The 20,708-nt window shown below is 48.0% G+C and carries 16 protein-coding genes; 6 read left to right on the plus strand and 10 right to left on the minus strand.

Annotated features, from left to right (window positions below; translation table 11 throughout):
- On the minus strand, positions 1 to 1,020 hold a 1,020-nt coding region (locus tag ACOSVP_RS04555; RefSeq protein WP_487346306.1), incomplete at its 3' end, for a retention module-containing protein.
- A gap of 229 nt (positions 1,021 to 1,249) precedes the next feature.
- Between ACOSVP_RS04555 and ACOSVP_RS04560 the strand changes: the two genes are divergently transcribed.
- Positions 1,250 to 2,734, plus strand: a complete 1,485-nt coding sequence (locus ACOSVP_RS04560) for a SulP family inorganic anion transporter (protein WP_487346307.1) — start codon at positions 1,250 to 1,252, stop codon at positions 2,732 to 2,734.
- Between the two features lie 10 nt (positions 2,735 to 2,744).
- A complete protein-coding gene (locus ACOSVP_RS04565) occupies positions 2,745 to 3,590 on the plus strand; it encodes a universal stress protein (protein WP_487346308.1) in 846 nt (281 codons plus the stop codon).
- Here the strand turns inward: ACOSVP_RS04565 and ACOSVP_RS04570 are convergent.
- Positions 3,587 to 4,690, minus strand: a complete 1,104-nt coding sequence (locus ACOSVP_RS04570; protein WP_487346309.1) for a peptidase C39 family protein — start codon at positions 4,688 to 4,690, stop codon at positions 3,587 to 3,589. The two genes, ACOSVP_RS04565 and ACOSVP_RS04570, sit on opposite strands and share 4 nt — an antisense overlap.
- A gap of 177 nt (positions 4,691 to 4,867) precedes the next feature.
- Between ACOSVP_RS04570 and ACOSVP_RS04575 the strand changes: the two genes are divergently transcribed.
- Positions 4,868 to 6,346, plus strand: coding sequence for a RimK family ATP-grasp domain-containing protein (locus ACOSVP_RS04575; protein ID WP_487346310.1), 1,479 nt, complete (start codon positions 4,868 to 4,870; stop codon positions 6,344 to 6,346).
- A gap of 69 nt (positions 6,347 to 6,415) precedes the next feature.
- On the opposite strand, the gene ACOSVP_RS04580 is transcribed toward ACOSVP_RS04575, so the two are convergent.
- The 7 genes from ACOSVP_RS04580 to ACOSVP_RS04610 form a co-directional block, all read right to left on the minus strand.
- A complete protein-coding gene (locus tag ACOSVP_RS04580) occupies positions 6,416 to 7,474 on the minus strand; it encodes an ABC transporter substrate-binding protein (protein ID WP_487346311.1) in 1,059 nt (352 codons plus the stop codon).
- On the minus strand, positions 7,474 to 8,931 hold the full coding sequence (locus tag ACOSVP_RS04585; protein WP_487346312.1) for a sensor histidine kinase N-terminal domain-containing protein: 1,458 nt from the start codon (positions 8,929 to 8,931) through the stop codon (positions 7,474 to 7,476). The genes ACOSVP_RS04580 and ACOSVP_RS04585 overlap by 1 nt, the downstream gene beginning before the upstream one ends.
- Positions 8,894 to 9,577 carry a response regulator transcription factor gene (locus ACOSVP_RS04590; RefSeq protein WP_487346313.1) on the minus strand — a complete coding sequence of 228 codons (684 nt, stop codon included), beginning with the start codon at positions 9,575 to 9,577 and terminating at the stop codon, positions 8,894 to 8,896. The genes ACOSVP_RS04585 and ACOSVP_RS04590 overlap by 38 nt, the downstream gene beginning before the upstream one ends.
- Before the next feature lie 93 nt (positions 9,578 to 9,670).
- The gene (locus ACOSVP_RS04595) at positions 9,671 to 11,188 is read right to left on the minus strand and encodes a tripartite tricarboxylate transporter permease (RefSeq protein ID WP_487346314.1); all 1,518 of its coding nucleotides are present in this window, start codon (positions 11,186 to 11,188) and stop codon (positions 9,671 to 9,673) included.
- Between the two features lie 3 nt (positions 11,189 to 11,191).
- Positions 11,192 to 11,632: a tripartite tricarboxylate transporter TctB family protein gene (locus ACOSVP_RS04600; protein WP_487346315.1), complete on the minus strand. Its 441-nt coding sequence runs from the start codon at positions 11,630 to 11,632 to the stop codon at positions 11,192 to 11,194.
- Positions 11,633 to 11,699: 67 nt separating this feature from the next.
- The gene (locus ACOSVP_RS04605) at positions 11,700 to 12,692 is read right to left on the minus strand and encodes a Bug family tripartite tricarboxylate transporter substrate binding protein (RefSeq protein ID WP_487346316.1); all 993 of its coding nucleotides are present in this window, start codon (positions 12,690 to 12,692) and stop codon (positions 11,700 to 11,702) included.
- Positions 12,693 to 12,947: 255 nt separating this feature from the next.
- Positions 12,948 to 14,177, minus strand: a complete 1,230-nt coding sequence (locus ACOSVP_RS04610) for a pyridoxal-phosphate-dependent aminotransferase family protein (protein ID WP_487346317.1) — start codon at positions 14,175 to 14,177, stop codon at positions 12,948 to 12,950.
- A 692-nt stretch (positions 14,178 to 14,869) separates the two neighbouring features.
- Between ACOSVP_RS04610 and ACOSVP_RS04615 the strand changes: the two genes are divergently transcribed.
- From ACOSVP_RS04615 to ACOSVP_RS04625, 3 genes are read left to right on the plus strand one after another with little or no spacing between them, the layout of a single operon-like run.
- The gene (locus tag ACOSVP_RS04615; protein WP_487346318.1) at positions 14,870 to 15,694 is read left to right on the plus strand and encodes an HAD-IIB family hydrolase; all 825 of its coding nucleotides are present in this window, start codon (positions 14,870 to 14,872) and stop codon (positions 15,692 to 15,694) included.
- A gap of 60 nt (positions 15,695 to 15,754) precedes the next feature.
- Entirely contained in the window at positions 15,755 to 16,981 is a 1,227-nt protein-coding gene (locus ACOSVP_RS04620; protein ID WP_487346319.1) for a glycosyltransferase family protein, read from the plus strand.
- Positions 16,982 to 17,032: 51 nt separating this feature from the next.
- Positions 17,033 to 18,787 carry an alpha-amylase family glycosyl hydrolase gene (locus ACOSVP_RS04625; RefSeq protein ID WP_487346320.1) on the plus strand — a complete coding sequence of 585 codons (1,755 nt, stop codon included), beginning with the start codon at positions 17,033 to 17,035 and terminating at the stop codon, positions 18,785 to 18,787.
- A gap of 42 nt (positions 18,788 to 18,829) precedes the next feature.
- Here ACOSVP_RS04625 and ACOSVP_RS04630 read toward each other — a convergent pair whose 3' ends face one another.
- Positions 18,830 to 20,689: an ABC transporter ATP-binding protein gene (locus ACOSVP_RS04630; RefSeq protein WP_487346321.1), complete on the minus strand. Its 1,860-nt coding sequence runs from the start codon at positions 20,687 to 20,689 to the stop codon at positions 18,830 to 18,832.
- Between the last annotated feature and the right edge of the window lie 19 nt (positions 20,690 to 20,708).

A 20,708-nucleotide genomic window follows, 5' to 3' on the forward strand; every position in this document is an offset into this window, starting at 1 on the left:
CTCTGGCTCAGGTTGAGTCTCTGGCTCAGGTTGAGTTTCTGGCTCAGGTTGAGTTTCTGGCTCAGGTTGAGTTTCTGGCTCAGGTTGAGTTTCTGGGCTTGGCGCAGGCGTAGGTTCTGGGCTTGGCGCAGGCGTAGGTTCTGGACTTGGCGCAGGCGTAGGTTCTGGACTTGGCGCAGGCGTAGGTTCTGGACTTGGCGCAGGCGTAGGTTCTGGACTTGGCGCAGGCGTAGGTTCTGGACTTGGCGCAGGCGTAGGTTCTGGGCTTGGCGCAGGCGTAGGTTCTGGGCTTGGCGCAGGCGTAGGTTCTGGGCTTGGCGCAGGCGTAGGTTCTGGGCTTGGCGCAGGTGTAGGTTCTGGGCTTGGTGCAGGTGTAGGTTCTGGGCTTGGCGCAGGTTGCGTTACTGGCTCAGTGCCACCGCCCGTTCCGGTATCACCCGCACTACCCGTCTGAGTTTCACTCGACGATCTTGTAAAGGTGTTTGCTGCAGCCCCTTCAGTGGTTCTCAGAGACCCGGCAGTAGTGGAATCAGTCGATGCTGATTGCCCTGAATTATTAACTTGAATATCAAAACCGTAGGTAGGTTCTGCTGCGTCATCAGAACGAGCCAAATCAACTCGCACATCAGTACCGTCATCATCTGGTGTATTACCAGCCGCCGGAGCATCTTGAATTTCTGTCGGGTCTTGTCCGTCTAATACAGCTTGTTGAAAAGCCGTTAGCTCCGCTGAACCATCTTCTACAAACTCTTCTTCTGTAGAGGTTTGCGCTAGGGCATAAACTTCATCGGTGATTTCTACAGGGACCTCTTCGGCAACATAAATTTCTGTACCATCATCAAACACGATCACAGCGTTGCCATTTGGTGAAGCGATAATCACATCGCCATGAAAAATTAGATCCCCTGCTTTTAACACTCGCACCTGACCATCAGTGCCTTGAGCGCGTACATTTCCTTGTACTTGTGTTGCGGTTCCTACTGGTTCACCTAAATTCATAACAGATTGATTGTCGCTCATTAAATAAAGCCCTTATCTAAAAGTTTAGTCTCAGCGTAACGTATTAACTTCATTAAAGAAAATATATTGTACCTTGGTACATTTAGATAGTACTAATATACATAGGCTTTTGCTCAAATTGCCTTAACAAATATGACTCTTTATAATGCGACACTTCATTTTGCAGCCTCTGACATGCAATGTGTCTCGCTCGTTCCGCTGCGCTATTTCAAGACGATTAAGGGTGTCCATGACTGATACATTAAAAAGAGAGTGGTTTTCGAACATACGTGGTGACGTATTGTCCGGTACCGTGGTGGCGTTGGCTTTGATTCCAGAAGCGATTGCCTTTTCGATCATTGCTGGTGTGGATCCTAAAGTTGGCTTATACGCTTCCTTCTGTATCGCGGTGATTATTTCTTTCTTGGGTGGACGCCCGGGGATGATTTCTGCGGCGACGGGGGCCATGGCTCTATTAATGGTCACTCTGGTTAAAGAACACGGTTTGCAATACCTGCTCGCGGCCAGTTTTCTCTGTGGTATTTTCCAGATTCTTGCAGGGTATTTAAAACTCGGCAGTTTGATGCGCTTTGTATCCCGTTCTGTGGTTACCGGTTTCGTCAATGCTCTCGCTATTTTGATCTTTATGGCACAGCTGCCTGAGCTGACCAATGTCACTTGGCATGTGTATGCCATGACAGCTGCAGGTTTGGGTATTATTTATCTTTTCCCTTATTTGCCGGTTATCGGGAAAGCGTTACCAAGCCCACTTGTTTGCATCGTGGTACTGACTGCATTTGCCATGGCGGTTGGTCTAGACATTCGTACCGTTGGCGATATGGGTGAGCTACCAGATTCATTGCCAATCTTCCTATTGCCAGACGTACCGCTAAACTTTGAAACCCTTATGATCATCCTGCCTTACTCACTAGGCTTAGCGGTGGTCGGTTTGCTTGAGTCGATGATGACCGCAACCATCGTTGATGAGCTAACGGATACCACAAGTGACCGTAACCGTGAATGTAAAGGCCAAGGTGTGGCGAACATCGGTGCCAGCCTTCTTGGCGGTATGGCGGGTTGTGCCATGATCGGTCAGTCTGTTATTAACGTGAAATCTGGCGGTCGCTGCCGCCTATCGACTTTTATCGCCGGTGCATTGCTGTTAATTATGGTGGTGTTCCTTGATGAGTTGATCGGACAGATCCCGATGGCGGCTTTGGTAGCCGTGATGATCATGGTATCGATCGGTACTTTCTCTTGGGAATCCATTGTTAACTTGAAGCATCATCCAATGTCGACCAACATTGTTATGTTGGCAACTGTTGCGATTGTGGTGGCAACACACAACTTAGCCCTTGGTGTATTCGTTGGTGTACTGCTAGCGTCTCTATTCTTTGCCAACAAAATTGGCCGCTTTATGGTGGTTAAAAACACCAATGATGAGCAAGGCACTGTGTACAAGGTCGTGGGTCAGGTTTTCTTTGCGTCAGCTGAGAAATTCAATGACTCATTTGATTTTAAAGACGCCGTACAACATGTGACCATCGATCTGTCTCAAGCACACTTTTGGGACATCACTGCCGTATCTGCTCTGGACAAAGTGGTGATCAAGTTCCGCCGAGAAGGCGCGACAGTTGATGTGATCGGCATGAACGAAGCCACTGCCACCGTGGTCGATAAATTTGGTGTGCACAACAAACCTGAAGAAGCTGAAAAATTGCTAAGCGGCCACTAAGGAGATAAGCATGAAGAACATAGTTGCCTGTATTGATGGTTCGCCATTAACACAACAAGTGATCGAAGCGTCTGCTTGGGCCTCGCAAAAGCTTGATGCCCCAATGGTGTTACTGCACGCTTTGGAAAAACAAAGCAATAGCGAGCAGGATCTATCTGGCACCATTGGTTTCGGTAGCCGTGAACATTTGCTAACCGAGTTAACTGAACTCGATGAACAACGCGCCAAAATCGCGCTAGAGCATGGCAAAGTACTGCTTGAATACGCCGAAGCTTACCTTGATGGTCGTGAGCTTAAGGTGACAAAACTGCAACGCCATGGTGACTTTGTCGAAACCCTAGAAGACATGCAAGCTGACACACGCTTGTTTGTGGTGGGCAAACAAGGCACCGAGCATTCTAAGAAAGCGGTGATCGGCTCTAATCTGGAAAATGCGGCACGCTCCCTTTCCCAGCCTATTATGGTGGTGTCCAGTGAGTTCAAAGCGCCGCAAAGCTTTATGATTGCTTACGATGGCCGTGAAACCGCCATCACAGCCTTGGAACGCATCGCGCAAAGCCCCTTGCTAAAAGACATTCCATGTCATTTGGTGATGGTAAAGCGTGATGTAGCTGATCAAGAAGACGCCCTAGAAAAAGCGCGCCATAAATTGAACCAGCTTGGTTTTAAAGTGGAAACGCATTTTATTGAAGGCGAAAGCATTCAAAGTGCGCTACTAAACTACCAACAAAAGAACCAGATCGATCTCATGGTTATGGGCGCTTACGCTCATTCAAAAGTTCGCCAGTTCTTCGTTGGCAGTAACACCACTAAGATGCTGACGGACTGCCAAGTTCCAGTATTGATCTTACGTTAAGGTTTAGAGATCACCACGGCCGCTCGCAACTGTGAGCGGCCAAACTTACTCATTTTCTCAAAGTCAGCGGTTACCACGGGGACGTACTGACATTCCACCAGCGCCACATCGTCTTCAAAATCTGGATCATGTACGTAAATATGCTGATCGTCGTAGCCTGTCACCACCACCCAGTGCGGGGACTTTTTACCATCCATGCGATAGGTACTGATTAGAATGATGACCCACTTACCCTGATCCACAGCATTCATCAGATCCTGGCTAGTAAGCGGCTGACCATAAACTGGCACGCCCTCGGCTTCACTTTCACGTTGAAACTTATTATGACAAGCCACCAAGACGGTTTTCTTCAACTCATCGCGTACGCCATCCATAAACAATGGTTGTTCATCATTGAGCCAAACTTCCGCGTTAAAACCGCGACGCTTAGCGGCTAACGCAAGACCGGTCGGGTGACAGCCTCCATGACCGCTGGTCATATAAATGGTGGTTGCTTCGCGCCAGATATCCAACTCATGCTCAAGGCTGACATCGGCCTGCTCGTTGCTGGCCGCACAGACCATTAATAAGGAGGCTGGACCACAGGTAAAGGGGGTACGCTGCCAAACATAAGGCACTTTTAATAGCTTACTCTTATCATCAAAGGCGCGAATACGCTTGTGCATACGCACTGCATTGCTAGTGTCTTCGTAGTAATTTTGATAACTACCAAAGGTGCGATAGCCCACTTTTTTATACAGGGCAATGGCTGCTTCGTTGCGCTCACTCACTTCTAGACGCAAAGAGATACAACCGTGCTTGGCCGCATGCTGCTCAGAGTGACTCAACAACAAAGAGCCGACACCCTTGCCGCGTGCCGCCTGTGCAACCGCTAACGAGTACAAACGGGCGTGGGCACGTCCTTTAAAAAAGTGTACCAGAGCATAACCCTGCAACACCTCAGCATCGTACGCCACCAACATCACCGAAGTATCCGCCTTAATACCATGGCGTAAACTACGGCGACTCATTCGATCGCCTTGGAACGCTGCTTTTTCGAGCGCCTCTAACGCGTCTAAGTCTGATAGTTGTGCAACACGTACTTGAATTTCTGATGTCATAAAAAGGCCCTCGGAGCCTTAGCAAAGACAGTGAATATGAAGCGGATTCTAGGACAAGACCGCTTCAAAAATATAGCCTTGAATATGCTTAAAATTTGAATAATTTACTACTATTAGTAATATCAAAAAGAGCGCACTATGCGCCTACATTCACAAGCCAATAGAAGGATTTTCTGCATGGCACAAACTTATATCGTGGTAGATCAACTGAAAGACTGGTCCGCATTTTTACCGAGCGATCACGTCATTACGTTCCCGCAATACATTTCTCTGACCACGAAAGCGAACGATCGTACACGTATCATTAACTTGTGTAAGAGCAGCCGCTACTTGTCTGATGGTTACTACTGTTCTTTGCTTGCAGAGAGCCGCGGACACAATGTTATGCCATCGGTTCGCACATTAAACGACCTGAACAAGAAAGCGCTTTACGATATTGAATTGTCACAATGGCTACCCTCTTTATCTCAAAAATTAGGCACACCAGCCGAGCCGACAACGATTAAAGCGCACGCGGTATTCGGTAATACGCTACAGCCTGAACTTAAAGAATTCGCACGTAAACTGTTTGAGAAATACCCAACACCAGTGATCGAATTCACTTTAAGTTATAAGAAACAGTGGCAAGTGAAGTCCTTAAAAGCCACTTCTCATAAAGCTTTAGACGATGCTGAAGAAACCTTATTTGCCGAAGCGCTAGAGGGTTACAGCTCAAAAGTTTGGAACAAGACCCGCAAGAGCCGTAGCATTAAGTTTGATTTGGCCATGTTGGTTAACCCAGAGGAAGCGTTACCTCCAAGTGACAAACAAGCACTGAAGAAATTCGTGCAAGCCGGTAAACAGCTGGGTATTCAAGTCGACATTATTGGTCCAAAAGACATTATGCGTCTGCCAGAATACGATGGTTTATTTATTCGTGAAACGACGAATATCGATCATTACACCTACCAGTTCGCGAAAAAAGCCGAAGCCTACGGCTTGGTAGTGATGGACGATCCTCAGTCGATCATGCGCTGTACCAACAAAGTTTACTTAGCCGATTTATTTAATACCTATAAGGTGCCAAGTCCGAAAACACGTATTATTCATAAAGGCGAAAGCAATATTGAAGACACCTTGGAGCAGCACATCAGCTATCCTATGGTGGTAAAAATCCCTGACGGCGCGTTTTCAAAGGGCGTGTTAAAGGCACAAGATCGAGCTGAGCTAACCAAGTGTTTGGATGAGCTGTTTAAGAAATCGAGCTTGTTATTGGTTCAGGAATACCTATACACCGAATTCGACTGGCGAATTGGTATTTTGAACAACAAACCTATCTTTGCTTGCCGTTATTACATGGTGAAAAACCACTGGCAGATTTACCAACACGGCGAATCGAAAAGTGAAAGCGGTGGCTTCGATACCCTGCCAACCTTTGAAGTACCACGTCGCGTATTACAAGCAGCGATCGCGGCGACTAAGCCAATCGGCAACGGCCTATACGGCGTTGACGTGAAGGAAGTGAAAGGTCGCGGCTACGTGATCGAAGTAAATGACAACCCAAGCATCGACCGTGGTGTGGAAGACAAATACCTTGGCGATGAGCTATACATGCTGATCATGTCGGAATTCCTACGCCGCATGCAGCAAAAAACCCAAGGTTTCTCAGAGTTCTAACGTTAGATCTCGGGAAAATTTAACCTGCTCAAAAGCCGATTACACCCAATCGGCTTTTTTGTTTCCCCCTTAATCACCAGAGCTAAGCTCCAACGCCAACTCCCAGTTACGTATAAAGCGTCGCTGCTTAACCAGATCGCGCCCGACCAATAATTGCTGGTCTAAATCAACCGCTCGCATTGTTCGTGTTGGCCCTAGAGGTAAGCTAAACTGGCTATCACTTTGCTTAGGACGAATCGGATAAAGCAGCTCCTCAGACGTCATCATGGCCTGACCTTCATCGGATAATAGAAAGTCTAAAAATCGGCCTGCATCTTGTGGGTTAGCTGCATGTTTCGGAATCACCGCCGTTCGCATCAGCATCAAGGTGTAATCTTTTGGAATAATCATTTCAAGATTTGCATCAGCCCTAGCCCGCTGTGCCGCATAAGACCCAAGCAAGTTATAACCGACCACCAATTTACCTTTTGCCACATCATCAATGATGTCACTAGAACAGCAGTAGGTTCTGACACCATGGCTACCAAAGGCCTCCAATAAACGCCCCCAGGTGGCATCCGCCTGACGAGCATCTTGGCTAGCCAATAAGTAGCCCACACCGCTGGTGCGAATATCATAGGTACCCATGCGACCTGACACTTGATCATCGTTCTGGCGAATATAAGTCAGTAAACTTTGCCGATCTTCTGGCAATTGCCCGGATGGAAAGGCATTTTTATTGACCATCATCACCACGGGTTCATAGGAGAAGGCAAACACTTCATCGCGCCATTTCACTTGCTTTGATAAGCGATCTGTTTCATAGGACTGATAGGATTGGGTAAAACCATCGTTCACCAGCTTTAGCTGTAAATCCATAGCACTGCTTAAGATTAAACTGGCGGTTGGCTTTGCCGCTTCAGATACGGTTAAGTAGTACAGCTCCAAGGTATTCACATCGATATAGCCAATACGAACATCTGGATTCATCACCACAAATCGTTCTAGCAAAGGCCTAAAGGAGGACATATCTAACGTGGAATGAATGTACAGCACGCGCGGAGCATTGTTATTACCAAACCAAACGGGCGCAGCGGCCTGTGCCCATGAACTTAAACAAACACTCAGTAAAAGCATCAGTAATTTCATTAGTGATCCCCCTTAAATTGAAACGCTGGAAAATCGACCGTGACCGTGGTGCCATGGGGCTCCGTATCCGACAACTGCACCTCTGCTTTGTGGTGCATGGCAATATCTTTCACCAAAGACAAGCCGACCCCAGAACCTGCAATATCGTAACGACCACGATAGAAGCGCTCAAACACACGCTGCTTGTCGGCATCCGTGATACCGACCCCTTGATCAATGACTTCGACACGATACAACTGGGGCAGAGGTGTGATACGTATAATCACTTCCTTACGCTCTCCAGAACTTTCTAAGACACTGTAGCGTACCGCATTTTCAATCAGATTCTGCATCATCTGCTCAATGGCCATGGTATCGCCAATAATCACGGCTTCCTGAAGTTCTGTTTCAAACGACAGCATGACGCCTTTGCGGAACGCCGTTAAGGCTTGCGCGCGACAGGATTCTTGGATCGGCTGCACCAGGTCAATCAAGCCCATGGCTTTGGACTGTAAGCGGTGGCTAATTAAGGCTTGGTTGAGGAGAAAACTCACAGTGTCACTGAGTGCTTCACATTGCTGAATGATCTTCTCTAATGCCTGATGTTGCTCTTCTGGCTTACCAATGTCTCGGGCATTTTCCGCCAAGGCCTTCAGGCTAGCGATCGGCGTACGCAATTGATGGGCCGCATTGCCGGTATAGTTCTCTAACTCTTCAAGGTTGGTCTGCAGACGCTTCATAAAGTCGTTAATGACGACTTTTAGATGATAGGTTTCGCGCGGGGTTTTGAGAGTTAAAGGGGTTAAATCTCCCGGCGTGCGATCCTCAAGCTCCTGCTCAATACGGTGTAACGGCCGCAGAATCAACTGACTACCAATCACCAAGAGGACAATCGACACCAAAGCCACTAAGGTGATCAGTTCGACGGCGCGCTGGGTTACCGAAGCGGCCATGTCTTCACGAGATAAGCGCGTATGGGCTAAGGCGATCCGTACCGTGCCACTGGCATCGGGCTCGGTGAGGTAACGCTCTAGCCAAGCAAAACGCAGCGTTTCACCCGAATATTGTCGGTCAAAGAATTGAATCACATCCTGCTCAACGGGCAACGCTGGGGTGGAATCTAGATCGTAATAGCCCGTAATAAAGCCTTGGGAAGAGCTTTCCACCTTATAAAATACGCGGTCATCACTGGCTTGCGCCAAGGTCGCAAACGCTGACCAAGGGATATCAATGGTGATCTCGCCTTTTTCTTGGCCAACGTTTTCATCCATTTGCAGTAAGGCACTGCGTAACAAACGATCATAGGAAATATCTGCCAGACGTTCGGAGTAATCAAACACCAGCTTTATCGCCAAGGCGGCAATCAAAATAATGGTAAAAGCGCCCACGACGATAAATCGCCCACGTAAGGAAGGCGAATGTCGATAATCTAATGACTGTTCAAGGGCGCTTGTTGGCTGGGGTAATTTCCGCCACATAGCCAATGCCTCGCAAGGTACTGATTGCCAAATCACTGCCCGCTAATTTCTTACGCAAACGCGCCACATAAAGCTCGATCGCATTGGGGCCTGGGGTCTCGTCGAAATTAAATAAATGCTCGGTGATTTCGTCTTTGCTGAGCACGCGCCCTAAATGACCGAGAAAGATCTCTAGCAAACGAAATTCGCGGTTGGTGATAGCACGCACTTCTTTGTCTACCGTGACCTGACGACTGTCGCGATCCACCGTGATATTGCCATGTTCAGTGAGATTCGACGCATAGCCTTGTTTTCGGCGCAATAGCGCTCGGCAGCGCGCTTCGAGTTCGCCAAAATCAAATGGCTTGGTAAGGTAATCGTCTGCGCCAGCATCCAACAAGCGAATGCGATCGTCCACTTGGTCACGGGCCGTTAAAATCAACACCGGCGTCGCATCTTCACGCTGACGCAGTGCTTGCAGTATTTGTAAGCCAGAGACATTCGGCAGGTTCAAATCTAAGATAATCAGATCAACTGACTGGTAGCGCAGAAACTCATTGGCTTGCTTACCGTCTTGAATCAGGTCAGCGCCATGCCCCAAGCTAGACAATCGCTCGCAAATGGCTTGCCCTAGGACTTCTGTATCTTCTACTACTAAAATCCGCATACATACTCCGTATGGCCTAAAACAAAACAAGTCCGGCTGATCATCTCAACCGGACTTGTGGTCAAACAATGCTAATTTGAGTGTAGCAAACTCTTAGTCTACCAAACCATCTTTTGAGCGTTTCATTTTAGCGCGAAGGATTGAGCCGAATAGCATTGGTAGCAATAAGCCAGCCGCCGCAACCACCCATAGACCGATACTCAAACCGCTGTTCCAAAGGATCGTCCAATCACCATCAGACAATACCAAGGCGTGACGTAGGTTCTTCTCCATTTCAGGGCCTAACAGCATACCTAGGATCACAGGTACCAATGGGATGTCCACTTTACGTAGCACGTAACCCATGATGCCGAAGCCCACCATGAAGTACAGATCGATCGCACTACCGGTGATGGAGAAGATACCCACCGACGCAATCAGCGTCACAATCGGCATCAAGTACTTAGGTGGAATGCTCAATAACTTAACAAAGATACCGACCATAGGGATGTTCAGTAGCAATAGCACCAAGTTACCTACGAATAGCGCTGCAATAACACCCCAAACAAGATCAGGACTTTGTTGGAACAACATCGGACCTGGGTTGACGTTTAGAGAGATCAACATGGCTAGCAATACCGCAGTAGTACCACTACCTGGCACACCTAGGGTTAGCATAGGGACTAGCGCACCTGATGCGGCACCGTTGTTACCCGCTTCTGGTGCGGCCACACCACGAGGGTCACCTTTACCAAACTCACCTTTGTCAGAGATTTTCTTCTCTAGGGTGTAACTTACGAAACTACCTAGTGATGCACCCGCGCCTGGCAATACACCCGATACGAAACCAAGTAACGCACCACGAATCGACGCTGGCATCACGAACAAGATGTCTTTTGCGCTCAGTTTTAGCTTATTCAGTGCGATTTGTTTTAGGCCGTCACCCGCATGTTGCTCAAGGAAGAAGAACAATTCAGAGATGGCAAACAAACCAACGATGGCAATCAGGAAGTCGATACCTTCAAAAAGGTGCAGACTGTTGTAGGTGTAACGCTGCACACCAGAAGAAATGTCGATACCAATGGTGGCAATCATCAGACCTAACGCTGCGGCGATAATGGTCTTAAATTGGTTTTTACCTGTGATACCGCCAAGGGTAGCAAAGGCCAAGGCAAACAGTGCGAAGTATTCAGAAGGACCGAACTTCAAGGCAAATTTTGCTAGGATCGGAGCCAAAATCACCAAACCAATCGTCGCAATAAAGCTACCGATAAAGGAAGCGATTGCAGACGTTGCTAGTGCTTCCGCCGCTTTACCTTTCAGCGCCATCGGATAACCATCTAGACAGGTCATCATGGCCGGTTCATCGCCCGGAATATTCAACAGGATCGAAGAAATACGACCACCGTACATGGCCCCTGCGTACACAGAAGTCAGCAGAATCAAAGAAGATGTCGCCGATAGACCCAAGCTAAACGCCAGTGGGATCAAGATCGCCACACCGTTTGCAGGGCCCAAGCCTGGCAGCGCACCAATCAAGGTACCCAAAATAGCACCGATCAATGCGAACATGATGCTTTCTGGGGACAGCGCCACCACAAAGCCTTGCATTAATAGTTCAATAGTACCCATAACTTACAGCCCCAAAATACCGGATGGTAATGCCAATTCAAGTACACGCGTAAACAACACATAGATCACTACCGATGTAATCACACCCGTTAGTAAACTTTTCACCGGTGTTGCCCCCATGCGCCAACATAGGAATGCCACAGCAGGCGTTGCCGATAACACAAAGCCGACGTGCTCAAGACCAAAGGCAAACAGCACTAACACTAAACACACCACACCCAGTTCGATCAGCATCGAAACCGCTGGCCATTTAGCGTCTTCATCTGGTTTAACGATCATGTAGATAGAACCAATCGCTAAGATGATAGACAGTAGAATCGGAAATGTTTCAGGGCCTACGGATTCCTGGCCACCAAATGGCACCGGAAATTTTGTCGCTTCGTAGCCATAAGCCACTGCGATAATAAGTAATAGCACCCCAAACACACGGTCGGTAATACGCATGTATCTGCTCCAACAAAAACGAGGGAAAAACAGAGGGGGAGCGGGTCCCCCTCAAGATCGAGTCTAATTAACGAATCAGACCGATATCTTTAGATAGGGTTTGGATATCAAGTGTTTGATTGTTCACAAACTCAGTGAACTCAGCACCAGACTTTTGGAAAGGCATTAGACCGTTTTTCGTCATCACATCTTTCCACTCTTGAGTTTGGTAAAGCTCATCAATTGTGCTCACCCACCAGTCGTAAGAGTCTTGGCTCGCCTCACCTGGTACGTAGAAACCACGCCAGTTTGGTGCCACAGAGCCGATGCCCTGCTCCATTGCTGTTGGGATTTGATCAAATGGTGCTGCTAGACGTTCTTCAGAAAGAACCGCTAGGACACGTAGATCGCCAGAATCCATGAAACCTTTCACTTCAGAGATATCACCGGTGAATGCGTCAACGTGACCGCCCACTACTTGAACTAGGGCTTCCGAACCACCGCTAAAAGCTAGGTAACGAATCTTTGGTAGGTTTTCAACATTGGCTTCTTTTGCAGTGATCAGCACTTTTAGGTGATCCCAACCGCCAGACGCACTACCACCTGCGAATTTCACCGCACCTGGATCTGCTTTCAAAGCGTCCATCATTTGGTTTAGAGAAGTGTATTTAGAGTCTTTGCCGACGGCGATCACACCGTAGTCGGCACCCAGAGTACCGACCCATTTTACTTGGTCAGCGTTCATACCTGGGAATTGGCCTTGAGCAAGGCGTGTCGTTGTTGCCGTACTTGCTGCAACAATTAGAGCATCATCATGAGCACGTTTACTTACAGTGTGAGCAAATGCAACACCGCCACCTGCTCCCGCCATGTTGACAGTTTGCACGTTACCCTTGATGTATTGTAGATCGGTCAATACCTTACCAACACTACGACATGTGAAGTCCCAACCACCACCTGGGTTCGCTGGCGCGATACATTCTGCGCTGCGTGATTGTTCAAAGGCTTGCGCCTGACCTGCAATCGCTAGCGCTGCAGCACCTGATACTAGAACAGACTTCATTGACATGGTCTTAAGCATGACTTTATCTCCTGCTTTTATTGTTTTTGTATTTAGACAAAAGAATGTATTGGTACATCCATGTTGCACAACATACTCTGCGAACCTGTCATGACCCTGTCATTGATGAAAATTTTAGACAAAAATGTGCAAAAGTTTCTAAAGCCAAGACGAAATACATTCCATTCGTAGCTTGAGACTAGTGCAAAAATAAAAAATCCCCACTTCTCTTACGAAAAGCAGGGATATTTTTTAGAGAATGCTCAGTAAGGCGGCTTAAGCTACATCAAGCTGCACAAAACGTGGGCTCTTCTGTAAGTAGGCTTCCATTTCCGCCATACCATTTGGCTGATCGACTTTTACACCTAGATCACGCATGGTGCTGCCAAAGGCATGCAGAGTACGGAACAAGTTGTGTTCACGACACTGCTCGCCCATCTGACCAATACGTACAATCGGCTGGCCGAATGAGCCCGCGATTTCGACACGGTACACTTCAGAAATGTGACTGCAAATCTGCTTCGCCGTTAGACCTTCTGGAATGCTAATACCCACGACCGAGTTCAAACGTGCAGGCGGCTGAATAAACAGCTCTAAGCCCATACCTTCGATGCCCGCTTGCAAAGCTTTAGAACAACGCAAATGACGCGCAAAACGCTGTTCTAGCGATTCTTCACACACCAGCTTCAAAGCTTCGTGCAATGCCATGATACCTGACACTGGCGCCGTGTAGTGGTAACCGTCACGATGCCAGAAGTTTTCCGCTAGCTTCACGTCGAAACACCAATGTGTCAGAGGTGAAGTGCGGTTTTCAATCGCTTTCCAAGCTTCGTCAGAGAATGCCACCAAAGACACACCTGGAATCGATGATAGACCTTTTTGACCACCAGTAATGACACAGTCAACGTTCCACTCATCCATTTTCAGCGGCATGGTGCTCAAGGTACATACAGCATCTACCACTACAAGACAGCCGTATTCTTTGGCAATTGCGGCAATGTCTTTGAGGGTGTAGTTACACACGGTGTTCGAAGTCTCACCTTGCACCATGCTGATCACTTTTGGACGCACTTGCTCGATGGCTTTACGCACACGCTCTGGATCCGCGGCTTCATGCACTGGAATGTGCAGCTCATGCACATCGGCACCGATACGACTAGCCATTTCCGCCATACGATGGCTAAAGAAACCATTGTTTAGGCATAAAAGCTTTTCACCAGGTTGCAGCAAGTTAACGGCGGCCATTTCCATCGCGGCGGAGGCAGGTCCCGCGACACCCAGAACCCATTTGGATTCCGTTTGAAAGACATAACGCGCCATGCTTTTCACTTGGTCGATTACTTTTGCCATGGTGCCGCCAAGGTGGTTGATCACCACAGAGTTAGCTTTGGCAACACGCTCAGGGATTGGCACAGGGCCAGCCCCCATCATTAGAAGAGGTTCTTGTGGAAGGATGTCGTCTAACGATTGAAGTTTAGGACGGGGAATGCCCGTTGAAGAACTCATATTTACCTGCCTTTAAATATGCTTTTTAAGAAAAATCCATCTTGATTTAAGCGAAAAATCTAATCTCGAAATTTGCTATTTTTCAGAGCAAAACTCGGTAAATTTTTAATTTCCGAAATAATCGTCTGAAATAATACTGCAAACCTTTGTCTTTTAAGAGTCTAGTTTTTGAAAAGAGTCGAATAATCCAAAACTAGTGCGCGAACCCATACAAGTGACCAATCGCGGATTTATCTGGTAGTGTTTTTTACTTTGCCAACCGCGCTAATGACCCTGAATACAGCCACCGACAACACTGTTCAAAAATTAAGCAGAGTGTTTTTAGGCAAGGTGCACAGCGCTAAAATTGCACCATATGAGTGCAAAACCTAATTATCTTAGCCAAGTACGCACGGCATCAATTTATAACGCGCTGGCCGCTATTTCTCGGGCGTTATACGTCTTTTTATAACCTTACGTAAGCTTTACGCATGCCGCACTGTCACTGGGCTTAAGCTGTCACAAATCTGTGTTGCAAAGGCCCTACACTGATTTCTATTCAAAACTTTTATAGCGAGCTGGCAAGCATATTGCTTTCACTTAAGAGTCAGCTACCCCATGACACAGTGAATGTACCAAAACAGGTCAGAACGCATTTACTGTTCCAAAGAAAGGAGGAAGGCTGAAGTGGCAATACCACTTCAACCTAATATATGTCGAACACACTATTAGTCTTCACAGATTTAGATGGAACTTTACTTGATCACTACAGCTATGACTTTTCAGCGGCAAGCGATGCACTTTGCAGCTTGAAAACCCTAGGTATTCCTTGTGTGTTGAACACCAGTAAGACCTATGCCGAATTGCTAGAACTTCGCCAAGCGCTGCATCACAAAGATCCTTTTATTGTTGAAAATGGTGCGGCGGTTTACCTGCCCGTAAACCTGCACCTAACAGCAGAAGACGACTTGGTGCCCTATGGCAATTTCCTAGTAAAACCGTTTGGCCCAGATCGTCAGCAATTAATCGAGCTTTCACAAGCGATGAAATCGCGCTACGACTTTATCAGCTATCACGAGCTCACCATGGAGCAGCTGGTAGAACACACTGGTCTTGATCCACATACCGCTGAGCTTTCCCTGCGCAGAGAGTTCACCGAACCACTGATTTGGAACGATTCCAATATTGCTTTAGAGCGTTTAAAGCAAGAGCTAGCAGGTGAAGGCATCAAGGTCCAAAAAGGCGGTCGATTCGTCCATTTAATGGGACAAGACTGTGATAAAGCCGTGGCCATGAAGTGGCTAAAGAATGCTTACCAAAATACCCTCAACACCCCAGTAACCAGCATCGCTCTGGGCGATGGTGAAAACGATGTGGGCATGATTAAACAAGCGGATATTCCAGTCGTAGTCCGCTCTCCGGTACATGTTCCACCGGAAATTCCGGGACGTAATGATGTCTGGATTACCGACTCATACGGCCCTAAAGGCTGGAGCGAGGCCATTAATCAGGCCCTAGCGCACGAGGGATTTATTTAATTTCTGTTTGTCGCAAAGCGTTGGCAAACCAAGCATGACAACATGCTATAGGAGACAAAGATGGGTGATTTTTACCAGAATGGCATCATTACAACACTGCACAACCTTGCTCAGCGCCCCCTAGAGGAAATGGAACAAGAGCTCTGTGAGTTTGCAAAGAAGCGCCCCATGGCACTGATTTTACCTTGCTTGTATTCCGAGCTTGAAACCGATGCGATGCCGAATATTATTCGCCATTTAAAGCAAGTGCCCTACCCTATTGAAATCATCATTGGTTTGGATCGCGCTACCGAAGAACAATACCGCCATGCGCTTGAGTTCTTCTCCGAGTTACCACAAAAACACAAGGTATTGTGGAACGACGGTCCGCGTTTACGGGCCATTGATGAAATCTTAAAAGGGGAGCAACTCTCCCCTAATGATCCTGGCAAAGGCCGTAATGTCTGGTTCTGTATGGGCTATGCGTTAACGGCTTCAAACGCCGATGCTGTGGCCATGCACGATTGTGACATTGTCACCTACGACCGTAGTTTGCTGGCGCGCTTGATCTATCCTGTCGCCAATCCCAAGTTTAACTATGAGTTCTGCAAGGGCTTCTATGCCCGAACCGCCAACGGCAAGATGAACGGTCGTGTGAGCCGCTTGCTGGTGACACCACTGCTTTATTCGCTCAAGAAAGTGCTGGGGCATTTGGATTATTTAGACTATCTCGACAGCTATCGATATTCCCTAGCGGGTGAGTTTTCCTTCCGTCGCGATGTGATGACGGATCTGCGCATTCCTAGTGATTGGGGCTTAGAAATAGGCGTGCTATCGGAAATGTACCGTAACTACTCGACCAACCGTTTATGTCAGGTGGACATTGCCGATGTCTACGACCATAAGCATCAGGATCTATCCGCGGACAATGACAATGGTGGCCTGTCGAAAATGTCGATCGACATCACCAAAGCCATTTTCCGCAAGCTGGCCACCAATGGCATCGTCTTCAACCAAGAAACCTTCCGCACCATCAAGGCCACCTACTACCGTGTGGCGTTGGATTTCATCGAAACCTACCGTAACGACGCGCAAATTAACGGTTTAAAACTGGATGTGCATTCGGAAGAACGTGCGGTGGAACTGTTTGCCAGCAACATTATGAAAGCCGGCAACATGTACCTCGAAAACCCAATGGAAGCGCCCTTTATACCTAGTTGGAACCGTGTTGCCAGCGCGTTTCCCGAAGTCATGCATCAGCTAGAAGAAGCGGTCAGCGAAGATATGAAAGAGTTCGGTCCGAAGTAACTTCGGATCGTGCTCGTGTACCGATATCAGATTGAAACAAGGTAGGTCACAATGGAAGAAGCAGCGCCCCTCTCCCAATTAGAACAACGTCTGATTGGCCATTTACAAATCTTGTACCCGCACCTGGATGCGGGGGAATTAACCCGCAATTGTCTAAATACCTTTGGCTTAGACCCGAAAACCGAATCACCGCAGCCACACCGTAACCTTTGGGATCAGTCGGACATCATGCTGATTACCTACGCCGATACCCTGCGTCGGGACGGCGAAGCACCACTCAACACCCTGCACGACTTCGTCAAAACCGAGTTAGCTGAGTGCATCTCTGCGGTGCATCTACTGCCCTTCTTCCCGTACAGCTCGGACGATGGTTTCAGTGTAATGGATTACACTTCGGTCAACCCTTCCTCTGGCAAATGGCGCAATATCACCGAGTTGTCCGAGGATTTTAAAGTGATGGGCGATTTGGTGATCAACCATTGTTCCAGCCGCAGTATGTGGTTCGAGAACTTCAAAGCGGGCGTCGAGCCAGGCGCCAGTTACTTCTATGAAGCCGATCCCAATGCCGATCTAAGCAACGTAGTGCGCCCACGTATGTCGCCTTTATTACGGGAAGTGCAGACCAAAAACGGCACCAAATATGTCTGGTGTACTTTTAGCCATGACCAAGTGGATTTGAACTTCGAGAATCCCAAAGTACTGATGGAATTCCTGCGTATTATTCGTTTGTACTTGGAAAAAGGCATTCGCTGGTTCCGTCTCGATGCGGTGGCTTTTCTTTGGAAAGTGCCTGGCACCAGCTGTATTAACTTGCCCAACACCCATGAAATGATTCGTTTGTTGCGTTTAATGATTGAGCATTATGCACCCGATGCAGTGATCATCACTGAAACCAATATTCCGAACCGTGAAAACCTCACCTACTTTGGTAACGCCAACGAAGCCCATTTGATTTACAACTTCTCGCTACCGCCACTACTGATCAACACCCTGGTATCGGGCAGTTGTGAGCATTTGAAAAACTGGCTGATGCGCATGCCGCCAGCGCAGCAAGGGACCACCTATTTGAACTTTGTCGCTTCCCACGATGGCGTGGGCCTACGCCCAACCGAAGGCTTATTAAGCGAATGGGAATTGGACAACCTAATCAATACCATGAAGCGCTTTGGCGGCAAGATCAGCTCACGCACGACGCCGACTGGTGAAGCTAAACCTTATGAAATCAACATCAGTTTGTGGGATGCCTTAAGTGGTTCGGTCAGTAAAGGCCCAGACCAATGGCACTTTGCACGCTTTATGTGTGCAGCAGGGATTCAGTTGGCTCTTGAAGGTCTACCGGCATTTTACATCCATTCGCTGTTTGGCACTGAGAATGACTATCCGCGCGTGGAAAACACCGGACAATTCCGCTCTATTAACCGCCATATTTGGAACATGGACGATCTGGAACATAAGCTGAATACGCCGACGCATCATCAGAAAGTCTTTACTGCTATGCGAAAGCTGATTCAAATTCGCCGCGGTCAGCCCGCCTTTCACCCGAATGCTACGCAATACATTCTGCATACGGGCAACAAGCTGTTTGCCTTCTGGCGCCAAAGCCTCGACCGTCGTCAGAGCCTATTCGCCGTGTATAACATTACCGACGAACCGCAGAGCTTTAACTTGGCGGAATTGAACTTGATTTCCACCGATGAGTGGACCGATTTGGTCACCGATCAGAAGTACGAAGACCTATTGGCGCAAGTGACCTTGATGCCGTATCAGTTCCTCTGGCTCGCCAATAAAAAAAGCAAAGCTAAATAGCTTTGCTTTTTAAGCGCTCAAGCGTCAATCAAAGCCGAAGTGTTACACCGCTTCGGCTTTATTGTCTTCAATGTCTTCCGCAATAAAACCACCACTTTGGTGCGCCCAAAGTTTCGCGTAGATGCCCTTATGGCGGATCAACTCGTCGTGAGAACCTTGCTCGATGATTTGGCCTTTATCCAACACAATCAAACGGTCCATAGCCGCAATCGTCGACAAACGGTGTGCGATAGCGATCACGGTTTTGCCTTCCATCAAGCGATACAAGCTGTGCTGAATCGCTGTTTCCACTTCCGAATCCAATGCCGAGGTCGCTTCGTCCAACACCAAAATTGGCGCGTTCTTTAGCAGCACGCGGGCAATGGCGATACGTTGACGCTGACCACCAGACAGTTTAATACCACGTTCGCCGACCATAGCATCGTAACCCGTATTGCCATAAGGGTCGGTCAAGCCTTGAATAAACTCATGGGCTTCCGCTTGTTTCGCCGCAGCAATCATCTCTTCTTCCGTGGCATCTGGGCGACCATACAGCAAGTTATCGCGCACCGAGCGATGTAGCAATGAGGTATCCTGAGTCACCATACCAATGTTAGCACGCAAGGTTTCCTGCTGTACTGCACTGATATTTTGACCATCTATGCTGATCACGCCTTTTTCCACATCATGGAAACGCAGCAATAGGTTCACTATGGTGGATTTACCCGCCCCTGAGCGCCCTACCAAGCCGACCTTTTCACCTGGTTTAATGTGCAGGTTCAGCGCTTTAATCACTGAAATATCTTGCTTACCGTAATGAAAATCCACTTGATCAAAATGAATATCACCCTGCTTCACAACCAGCGGCTTGGCATTATCTTTATCCTGAATCGATAAAGGCTTAGACAAAGTGCCCATACCATCTGCCACCATACCGATGTTTTCAAACAAGGCACTGACTTCCCACATAATCCATTGGGACATGCCGTTCAAACGCAACGCCAAACTCACAGCAATGGCAATCGCACCAACGCTAATGGCACTGTTCAACCAAAGGCCAATGGCCACCGCAGCAATCACAAACGCCAGCAGATAGTTCAAGCTCTGCACGCAGAAGTTTAAGCCCGTCACCATGCGCATTTGCTTGTGCACGGTCGCTAAGAAACCATTCATGGATTCTTTGGCATAGGACACTTCACGCTGATTGTGGGCAAACAACTTCACCGTGGTGATGTTGGTGTAACTGTCGACAATACGGCCGGTCATGGTCGAGCGAGCGTCCGCTTGCTCTTCTGATATACGACGCAGACGCGGCACAAAATAGATCTGAATCGCGATGTAGCCGGCCAACCAACCCAACATAGGAATGACCAGACGGTAATCGGCTTGAGCGATCAATACCAACATGGAGATAAAGTACACCAGGATGTACATCAGCACATCGAGCAACTTCATCACGGTTTCACGCACCGCCAAGGAGGTTTGCATAACCTTGGTCGCTACACGACCAGCGAAGTCGTCTTGGAAAAACTCGACGCTTTGACGCAACACAAAACGGTGCGCCAACCAGCGAATACGCATGGGGTAATTGCCCAATAGGGTTTGGTGTACCACCGCCGAATGCAATAAGGTCACCAATGGCATCGCCACCAACACCATCAAAGACATGCCAAGCAAGCGGCCGGATTCTTCACTTAGGAAGGTGTCTGGGTTTTTAGTCACCAGCCAATCCACTAGCTGGCCCATAAAACTGAATAAGGTCACTTCCAGCACCGCCACCGTCGCCGTCAGTAACGACATCAGGATCAGCGGGAGTTCAGCCCCTTTTGAATAATAACGACAGAAGGCAAACAGACTCTTCGGAGACTGCTCTGGGTCGATGTCTGGGTACGCGGACAACCAGCGTTCAAATAACTTCAACATGGGAATTTTAATCAATCTA

It is taken from the genome of Marinomonas sp. HM11-D (genome assembly GCF_057626615.1).